Source organism: Rhodoluna sp. (assembly GCF_024641065.1).
Classification (GTDB): Bacteria; Actinomycetota; Actinomycetes; order Actinomycetales; family Microbacteriaceae; genus Rhodoluna.
Genome location: NZ_JAHEDV010000001.1, coordinates 134266 through 144103 on the forward strand (window position 1 = coordinate 134266; position 9838 = coordinate 144103).

General features: G+C 51.1%; 7 protein-coding genes and 1 tRNA gene. 2 read left to right on the forward strand and 6 right to left on the reverse strand.

Translation table 11 applies throughout. The features are described 5' to 3' along the window. Window positions 1-33 precede the first annotated feature (33 nt). The 4 genes from uvrB to polA form a co-directional block, all read right to left on the reverse strand. A complete protein-coding gene (gene uvrB, locus Q0L26_RS00650) occupies window positions 34-2112 on the reverse strand; it encodes an excinuclease ABC subunit UvrB (RefSeq protein WP_296646045.1) in 2079 nt (692 codons plus the stop codon). 10 nt (window positions 2113-2122) lie between these two features. After that, a complete protein-coding gene (gene coaE / locus Q0L26_RS00655) occupies window positions 2123-2734 on the reverse strand; it encodes a dephospho-CoA kinase (protein WP_296646047.1) in 612 nt (203 codons plus the stop codon). Window positions 2735-2820: 86 nt separating this feature from the next. Next, complete coding sequence (gene rpsA / locus Q0L26_RS00660) at window positions 2821-4275, reverse strand: 30S ribosomal protein S1 (protein WP_296646049.1); 1455 nt, start codon at window positions 4273-4275, stop codon at window positions 2821-2823. A gap of 128 nt (window positions 4276-4403) precedes the next feature. Then, on the reverse strand, window positions 4404-7106 hold the full coding sequence (polA, locus tag Q0L26_RS00665; RefSeq protein WP_296646050.1) for a DNA polymerase I: 2703 nt from the start codon (window positions 7104-7106) through the stop codon (window positions 4404-4406). 125 nt (window positions 7107-7231) lie between these two features. On the opposite strand from polA, the gene Q0L26_RS00670 reads away from it, so the two are divergent. Next, complete coding sequence (locus Q0L26_RS00670; protein ID WP_296646711.1) at window positions 7232-7579, forward strand: hotdog fold thioesterase; 348 nt, start codon at window positions 7232-7234, stop codon at window positions 7577-7579. Between the two features lie 6 nt (window positions 7580-7585). Here the strand turns inward: Q0L26_RS00670 and Q0L26_RS00675 are convergent, their stop codons facing one another. Beyond that, window positions 7586-8185, reverse strand: coding sequence for a response regulator (locus tag Q0L26_RS00675; protein WP_296646052.1), 600 nt, complete (start codon window positions 8183-8185; stop codon window positions 7586-7588). A gap of 74 nt (window positions 8186-8259) precedes the next feature. Here Q0L26_RS00675 and Q0L26_RS00680 point away from each other — a divergent pair. Next, window positions 8260-8340 (forward strand) — tRNA-Leu (locus tag Q0L26_RS00680). A 46-nt stretch (window positions 8341-8386) separates the two neighbouring features. Here the strand turns inward: Q0L26_RS00680 and pyk are convergent. Then, complete coding sequence (pyk, locus tag Q0L26_RS00685) at window positions 8387-9832, reverse strand: pyruvate kinase (protein WP_296646054.1); 1446 nt, start codon at window positions 9830-9832, stop codon at window positions 8387-8389. Window positions 9833-9838: the final 6 nt, after the last annotated feature.

Below are 9838 nucleotides of genomic sequence, written 5' to 3' on the forward strand. Positions count from 1 at the left end.
TGAATTTTAACCTTGCTGTTTGAGTCGGAACGCCTAGGCGTGACCGGCTTTTTCCATTTGTCGAAGCTCGTGCTTTAGTTCTGATATTTCGTCTCGAAGTCGGCCGGCCAATTCAAACTTGAGCTCTGCCGCGGCCGCCTTCATCTGCTCATCAAGGTCGACGACGACTGCCAGGATCTCGGCGTAGGCCATGCTGGCAATACCCTTTCGTGAACGAATAGGAAGGACTGACTTGCCGTCGCGAGTCTTTTTAGATTTTCCGGCCTGTTCGAGAAGTTCGGCTGTGTCTTGCTCTTCGCGCATTATCTGGTCGGTAATGTCAGCAATCTTCTTTCGAAGTGGCTGAGGGTCGACTCCCTTTTCTAGGTTGTAGGCAACCTGTTTGGCTCGGCGACGATTGGTCTCGTCAATGGCCCGAGCCATTGAGTCGGTGATGTTATCGGCATACATATGCACCTGCCCGTTAATGTTTCTGGCGGCGCGACCGATTGTTTGAATAAGCGAGGTTGTTGAACGCAAGAAACCCTCTTTGTCGGCGTCAAGAATGCTGACCAAAGAAACTTCCGGAAGGTCGAGTCCTTCTCTCAGCAAGTTGATTCCAACAAGTACGTCGTAAACACCGCTTCTCAGTTCGCGCAGTAACTCGACTCGTCTCAAGGTGTCGACATCTGAGTGCAGGTATCGCACTCGCACTCCGGCTTCGGTCAAGAAGTCGGTCAGCTCTTCAGACATTTTCTTGGTGAGTGTTGTCACCAGTACTCGTTCATCCTTGGCTGCGCGAATACGAATTTCTTCGAGCAAGTCGTCGATTTGACCGGCACTTGGCTTTATTACGATTTCGGGATCAACCAGACCGGTTGGTCGAATGATCTGTTCGACAACGCCGGCCCCGAGGTTCATCTCGTATTTGCCTGGTGTCGCCGAGAGGTAAACCGTTTGGCCAATTCGTTCTTGAAATTCGCTGAATTTCAACGGGCGATTATCGAGTGCCGACGGCAATCTAAAACCGTAGTCAACGAGATTTCGTTTGCGGCTGGAGTCACCTTCGTACATGGCTCCAATTTGAGGAACTGTGACGTGGGACTCATCGATAACGGTTAAGAAATCTTCAGGGAAATAATCCAGGAGGCAAGACGGCGCTGACCCTGGTTCACGTCCGTCGATGTGGCGAGAGTAGTTTTCGATTCCCGAGCAGAAACCAAGCTCATTAATCATTTCGAGGTCGAAGGTTGTGCGCATTTTGAGTCGCTGAGCCTCGAGCAATTTTCCTTGTTGCTCTAGTTCTTTGACTCGCCAAACAAGCTCTTCTTCAATAGCCTCGATTGCTCGCCCCATTCGTTCTGGCCCAGCCATGTACAGCGAAGCCGGAAAAATCGAGACCGCGCTTTCGGTGCGCGCAATCTCACCGGTGAGCGGAAAGAGCGAATACAGGCCTTCGATTTCATCGCCGAAGAACTCAATTCGAATAGCCAACTCTTCGTTGACCGGGATGATCTCGATGGTGTCGCCCTTGACCCTGAAGTTGCCTCGTGAAAAATCAATGTCATTGCGGTTGTACTGCATGCCAACAAAGGCACGGATGAGTTCATCTCGATCGATTCGTTGGCCGACCTGCAAAGCTACGCGTGAATTCAGGTACTCTTCTGGGGCACCGAGACCGTAGATGCATGAAACAGTACTGACCACCACAACATCTCGTCGGCTCAGCAAACTGGTTGTCGCTGAATAGCGCAGGCGCTCGACCTCTTCATTAATTGAAGAGTCTTTTTCAATAAAGGTGTCTGTTTGTGCTACATACGCCTCTGGTTGGTAGTAGTCGTAGTAACTTACAAAGTATTCGACCGCGTTGTTTGGCAGTAATTCACGAAATTCGTTGACCAGCTGAGCGGCGAGGGTCTTGTTGTGGGCCAAAACTAGTGTGGGGCGCTGAACGGCTTCAATCAACCAAGCCGTTGTGGCTGATTTACCTGTTCCGGTGGCACCCAGGAGCACAACATCTTTTTCGCCGGCGTTGATTCGAGCGGCTAGATCGGCAATTGCGGTTGGTTGATCGCCTGAGGGCTTGTACTCACTGACAACCTCAAAGGGTGCAAAAGATCTGGTGGCTTCCATGTATTGATTACTAAGCCGAAAACTTAGCGTTCGCTTCCCGTTTTATTTGATTCCAAAGTAACTCGGCGTCTTTGATTAGCAGTGAAAGCTCTTGGTTCGAGTTCAAAATCACATCAGCGGCGTTTGCTCGCAATGCGGGGCTCGCCTGGCTATCAATTCTTGCGATGGCCTGTTCCGGGGTTAGCGAGCGGTGTTTCACCAGTCGCTCGACCTGCTTTTCGCGAGGTGCTTCAACGGTAACCACCTTGTCAAAAGGGTAGTCGACTTTCGCTTCAACTAGTAGCGGCACGTTATAGACAACTACGGCATCGCTAGGCATCGCATCTAAAAGAGCCAAAGTTTTTGCTTTGACTCTCGGATGAACCACAGCCTCAAGTTTGGCTCGATCAGTGGCGTTCGAAAAGATAATGGCACCGAGTTTTTCTCGATTTAAATTGCCTTCACCATCAAGTATTTGAGAACCAAATACCTTGGTTAGCTCCTCAAGTCCATCGGTTCCCTTGGCAACCACTTCACGCGCGATTTGATCTGCGTCGATGTGTAATGCACCGAGCTTTTGCCAATATTCGGCAACCGTCGACTTGCCAGCTGCGATTCCGCCAGTGAGACCAATCAAGTACATGCCATAAGCCTAAATCGCCGGCGCCTATCGAGAGTACAAAAAAGCGGCCCCCTCAGTGAGGAGGCCGCTTCTTTAGAGTTTTGAAGTTACTCTGCGCTCTTTAGCTTGTCGCGAAGTGCTGCAAGTGACTCGTCTGAAGCCAAAGTGCCGCCTTCAGATGATTCGCTTGAGTAGCTGCTTGACGCTGCTGCTGGAGCTTCAGAAGCCTCAGGAAGCTTTGCTGCTGCCTCGTTGGCTGCCGCAACCTGCTTCTTGTGCTCTTCCCAACGTGCGTGAGCCTCTGCGTACTCTTTCTCCCACTTGGTGCGAGCTTCTTCGAAGCCAGGCTTCCACTCGTTGGTGGTTGAATCAAAGCCTTCTGGGTACTTGTACTGACCGTTTTCGTCGTAGTCAGCAGCCATACCGTAAAGCGCTGGGTTGAATTCGGTGCCCTCTGGGTCAACCTCTTCGTTAGCCTGCTTCAATGAAAGCGAGATGCGGCGGCGGTCTAGGTCAATGTCGATTACCTTGACGAAGACGTCCTGGTTAACCGAAACAACCTGCTCAGCAAGCTCAATGTGCTTTGAAGAAAGCTCTGAGATGTGAACTAGACCCTCGATACCGTCGGCAACGCGAACGAACGCACCGAAAGGAACCAACTTGGTTACCTTACCTGGAGCGTACTGACCGATTGCGTGGGTGCGAGCGAATACCTGCCATGGGTCCTCCTGGGTGGCCTTTAGAGATAGTGAAACGCGCTCGCGCTCCTGGTCTACCTCAAGAACCTCAACAGTGACTTCCTGGCCGATTTCAACAACCTCAGAAGCGTGCTCAATGTGCTTCCATGAAAGCTCTGAAACGTGAACTAGACCGTCTACGCCGCCAAGGTCAATGAATGCACCGAAGTTTACGATAGATGAAACAACACCGGTGCGGATCTGGCCCTTGGCAAGGTCTGCAAGGAACGTGCTGCGGCTAGCTGACTGTGACTCTTCAAGAAGTGCACGACGTGAAAGAACAACGTTGTTGCGGTTCTTGTCAAGCTCAAGAATCTTAGCTTCAACCTTCTGGCCTAGGTATGGGCCAAGGTCGCGAACGCGACGAAGCTCGATTAGCGATGCTGGAAGGAAGCCACGAAGACCGATGTCAACGATAAGACCACCCTTAACAACTTCGATAACAACACCATTAACGGTGCCATCAGCTTCTTTGATCTTCTCAACGTCGCCCCAAGCACGCTCGTACTGTGCGCGCTTCTTAGAAAGAATTAGACGGCCTTCTTTGTCTTCCTTCTGGAGGACAAGTGCCTCTACAGAATCTCCGACTGCAACGATCTCTGATGGGTCAGCGTCGTGGCGGATAGAAAGTTCGCGTGAAGGGATTACACCTTCAGTTTTGTAACCGACGTCTAGTAGAACTTCGTCGCGGTCGATTTTTACGACAATACCTTCAATGAGGTCTCCGTCGTTGAAGAACTTTAGGGTAGCTTCTACAGCTGCAAGAAAGTCTTCTGCAGAACCGATGTCATTTACAGCGATCTGCTTTGCTGGCTTGGTGGTCATATTTATTTTTACTCTTAACGGGCACTACTCGGGCCGCAACAGGAGACCGAGGATTTTCCGCGGGGCTGATGAGGCAATGGATTGATTTATGCGCAAAACGCACTTTTCAAGCCTACCCGTTAATGGCCCTAGTGACCAGCTAATTCCCAGCTTTTTCCTATGCCAATTTGCACTTCGAGCGGCACCGAGAGTTCAACCACGCCCTCCATTTCTTCGACGACAAGTTTCTTTAGTGTTTCGAGTTCGCCAGGGGCTACTTCAAACACCAATTCATCGTGAACCTGAAGCAACATTCGACTTTTGAGTGACTCAGATTGAATGCGCTCTGAAATGTGATTCATTGCCAATTTCATGATGTCTGCGGCTGTGCCCTGAATTGGTGCGTTTAGCGCCGCACGTCTTGCATTTTCACGAACCTGAAACAGTTTGCTATTCAAATCGTCAAAAGGCCTGCGTCGACCATAGGTGGTTACGGTGTAGCCGAGGGTCTTCGCTTCATCAACCACGGTTGATAGATATCGACGCACTCCCCCAAAGCGCGCGAAGTAATCGCTCATTAGTTGTTTTGCTTCAGCATTAGGAATGCGCAACTGCTTAGCGAGCCCATATTCACTTAGGCCATAAACCAGACCGTAGGACATAGCCTTGACTTTCGAACGCATGGCTGGTGTGACTTCTTCAGGCTTTACGCCAAAGATTCTCGCACCAACAAATCGGTGAAGGTCTTCACCAGTTTTGAACGCCTCGATTATGCCCTCGTCACCCGATAGGTGGGCCATGATGCGCATCTCAATCTGTGAATAGTCAGCGGTGAGCAAGGTTTCATAGCCGTCGCCGACAATAAATGCTTCACGGATTAGTCGCCCGCGCTCGCTCTTGATCGGAATGTTCTGAAGGTTTGGATTCTCTGAAGAAAGTCGACCGGTGGAGGTTCCAGTTTGAACATAGTTCGTGTGAATACGGCCGTCAGAGGCAACTGCCTTAAGCATGGTCTCGACAATTTGACGAATTTTGGTGGCCTCGCGGTGTTCGAGAAGGTGCGCGAGGAACGGGTGTTCGGTTTGTTCAAATAGCTCGGTCAATGCTGCTGCGTTGGTAGAGAACCCAGTCTTTACCTGCTTGGTTCCGGTCATGCCAAGTTCGTCGAAGAGAACCGTTTGCAGCTGTTTTGGTGACGCCAGGTTGATTTCATGCCCGATTACGGCGAAAGCCTGCTTGGCAATTTCGCTGACCTCTGAGGTTAACTTTTCAAAAAGATCCTGAAGTTGATCGACGGCGATAGCAACACCGTAGTGCTCCATGCGTGCCAAAGATTCGTTGGTAGGTAACTCAACTTCAGCGAACACTTTGAGTTGGCCCTGCGCTTCAACTTTGCTGAACAAAGTCGGTGTCAAATTCGCGATTACCCAGGCATCCAAGGATATATCTGTGGCGTCTTCTGCAATGAGTTGATTTGGATCAGATCGCTCAACCTGGATTCCAAGGTGAATAGCTGCGACTTCATCGAGACTGAAATCTTTGCTGACTGGATCGAGTAGGTAGGCAAGCAGCAGCGTGTCGTAGTTCGCGCCTTGCAGAGCTAAGCCAAAATCTAGTAGCTTGCGAGCTTGGTCTTTGGCCCCGTGCAAGGTCTTCACGCAAGTTGGGTCGGCAAGCCAGGCTCCAACCGTCTCAGAAACATCCTGAATGGTCGCTGGAGTCCAAAGCACTCTGTGGTTCTCGGTCGCAAAACCAATTGAGCCAATCGATTCTCCGACAAACTCAAAGGCCACACCGATGGTTGAATGCTGATCTGAGAGCCATGATTTAATTTCGCTACCGGTCAGTTTGACACTTTCAGGTAATTCACCAAGTTCGGGCAGGCTTTCAGCAGGGGCATCGAATGCTTCGTTGAAATCTGCAACCGCCGAGGTTGTGTCTGTAACTGTTCCGGTTCCAGGCTGAACCCCGCGGGCCTTCAGCACTCTCTCGGTGAGCGACTTGAAGTGCAACTTGCTGAACACTTCGCGAACCTTTGACTCATCTAGTGGTCCTAGAACTAAGTCATCATGGTTGAAATCAAAATCTAAATCTCGAACCAGGTGATTGAGGCGTCGGTTGCGAATCGCCAGTTCACGATGTTCGCGCAGGCTCTCTCCGACCTTGCCAGTAATTTCATCGGCGGCGGCGAGCACTCCATCCAGGTTTTCATATGAAGTTAGCCACTTAGCTGCAGTTTTCGGGCCAACTCCTGGGATTCCCGGGAGGTTGTCTGAAGTCTCGCCCACAAGAGCTGCGAGGTCGGGATACTGCTTTGCGTGAATGCCGTACTTATCGAAAACAGCCTGGTCATCCATGCGGGCAAGGTTTAGAACGCCTTTGACCGGGTAAAGAATTGTGGTGTTTTCGCGAATTAGTTGAAAAGTATCGCGATCGCCAGAAACCACGTAGACCTGAAAACCTAAGTCAGCGCTTTGATCTGCAAGACTGGCCAAGATGTCGTCTGCTTCGTAATTCACACGTGTGATGGTCTTGATGTTCATTGCTTCAAGCGCTTCTTGAAGCAGTTCCGTTTGACCGACGAACTCCGGTGGGGTTTCACCGCGGGTGCCCTTGTACTCGGGATACTCCTCAGTTCTGAACGAACTTCTTGAAAGGTCGAAGGCCACAGCCAGGTGAGTCGGTTTTTCAGCCTGAAGAATGTTCAACATCATCGAGATGAATCCATGCACAGCATTGGTGTGCTGGCCATCTGGGGTCTTGAACGAGTCTGGGCTCAGCGCATAAAAAGCTCTAAAGGCCAGTGAATGACCATCAATGAGCAGAAGAGTAGGCTGAGAGTTAGCGTTCATGAGGCAAGCCTACTTTGCCTCGAAGACACCAAAGGGAGCCAGACGTGAGTTCGTCACCAGAAAAATTTAGTGCAGATGCCAAAGAGCTTCTTGAACTGCGTGGGCTTGGTCCTCTAGCCGAGAAAATGGGCATTGAATTGGTTGAGCTAAGTGCTGAACGTGCGGTTGCAACCATGCCGGTTGAAGGCAATACCCAGCCCCTCGGAGTTTTGCACGGCGGGGCGCATGTCGTGCTGGGCGAAAGCCTCGGAAGTTTCGCCGCCAATGTGTGGGCACACCCCGACAAAGTTGCCATGGGTATCGAAGTGTCAGCAAGTCACTCTCGCCCGGCAAGTTCTGGTTTGGTCACAGCTGTTTGCACAGCTATCAGTCTTGGAAAGTCACTGACTACCCACGAAATTGTGGTTTCAGACGAAAAAGGCCGAAGACTTTCAACCGTTCGAATCACTAATTATCTAAAAGATAAGAACTAGCTACCCTTAGGCCGAAGGCTTCTGCGCGCCAAGCTGCTCAATAACAGTGGTGGCTACTTCTTGCATGGTTAGGCGTCTGTCCATGGATGCTTTTTGAATCCAACGGAAAGCATCTGGCTCTGAAAGCCCCATTTTTTCGTTTAGGAGACCCTTGGCGCGGTCAACCAACTTGCGGGTTTCGAATCGCTCGTTTAGATCAGCAATTTCACTCTCAAGCGCGATTAGTTGTGAGTGGCGACTCAGCGCAATTTCGATTGCCGGCAATAGATCGTTTGGGGTGAACGGCTTCACCACGTATGCCATGGCACCAGCCTCGCTGGCCCGGTCAACCAATTCCTTCTGACTGAATGCGGTCAACAATACGATTGGCACTTTAGAGCCGACGAGCTGTTCGGCAGCCGTAATTCCGTCCATCTTGGGCATCTTGATATCCATGACCAGAAGGTCTGGCTTGTGCTGATTGACTAAGGCAACCGCCTCTTCACCGTTTGCTGCCTCGGCAAGAACTTCGAAACCATTTTCAATGAGAGTCTCGACGATGTCCATGCGAATAAGTGATTCGTCTTCAGCAACGATTACGGTGCGCTTCTTTGCAACTTCAGCCATGACGACAACCCTATTCCAAAGTGGGTCAATTTAAGAAGTCGAAAAATTTGGGGTATCATTGAAAACTGTTGCCGGCCGAAGTGGCGAAATGGCAGACGCGGAGCACTCAAAATGCTTTTCCGAAAGGAGTGCGGGTTCAAGTCCCGCCTTCGGCACAAATAGAAAAAGACCCCAGTTCAACTGGGGTCTTTTTCTTTGCTTTTATAGGTTCTGGTAACCCGGTGCGGCGCCGTTTACGGCATCGCCAACGCGGTGAACGCGAAGTGAGTTTGTTGATCCTGGGATGCCAGGAGGGGTTCCGGCAACAACAACTACTTCTTCGCCAACCTTGGTGAGGCCCTCGGCAAGTACGATTTCATCAACTTGGTGCATCATTTCATCTGTGTGCTTCACCGGTGAGACTAGGTAGGTGTGTGCACCCCAAACCAATGACATACGGTTTCGTACAGTCTCGCTCGGAGTGAACGCGATGGTAGGAACTGATGAACGTAGGCGCGAAACGCGGCGCAACGAGTCGCCTGATTCAGTGAATACACAGACGAACTTTGAACCCAGCAGCTCCGCGATCTCGACAGCAGCAAGTGAAACAGCGCCAGCGTGGGTGTGTGGACGGGTTCCTAGAGCAGGAATTCGGTCAAGACCGTTTGCCTCGGTTGACTCGATGATTCGAGCCATAGCCTGAACGGTCTCAACAGGCCACTTTCCGACTGAGGTCTCGCCTGACAGCATTACTGCGTCGGCACCGTCGAGGATGGCGTTTGCAACGTCTGATGCCTCTGCGCGGGTTGGGCGGGAGTTGTCAATCATGGTCTCAAGCATCTGAGTCGCGACGATGACCGGCTTTGCCCAGCGACGCGCCAATTCAACGGCACGCTTCTGAACTAGTGGAACATCTTCGAAAGGAAGCTCTACACCCAGGTCACCGCGGGCAACCATGATGCCATCGAATGCATCGATAATTTCTTCTAGTGCTTCTACAGCTTGAGGCTTTTCAATCTTTGCAATTACCGGAAGGAACTTACCCTCTTCGGTCATGATCTCGTGTACTCGAACGATGTCTGAAGCGTTGCGAACGAAAGACAAAGCAATCATGTCTACGCCGAGACGAATACCCCAGCGAAGGTCGTCTTCATCTTTCTCAGAAAGTGCCGGAACGTTCACAGCTACACCTGGAAGGTTGATTCCCTTATTGTTCGAAACGAAACCTGGGATTTCAACGACAGTGGTTACGGTGTCGGTGGTTACTTCGGTGGCCTTTAGGGTTACCTTACCGTCGTCGATCAAGAGTAGGTCGCCTGGCTTTACGTCGCCACAGAGACCCTTGTGAGTAGTGCCACAAATCTCTTTGGTGCCCTCAACCTCGTTGATGGTAATCTTGAAGGTGTCGCCCTTTTCAAGCATGTGTGGGCCATCTGAGAACTTTGCAAGACGAATCTTTGGGCCCTGAAGGTCAACAAAGATACCGACCGGCTTGTTGGCGTCTGCCGCAGCCTTACGCACGGTGCGGTAAATGCCTTCGTGCACGTCGTAGCTGCCGTGGCTGAGGTTCATGCGAGCAACGTCGACACCGGCGTCAATGATGGCGCGGATCTGCTCGTAGTTTGAAGTTGCCGGACCGAGGGTTGCAACAATTTTTGCGCGTCTCATGGGTAC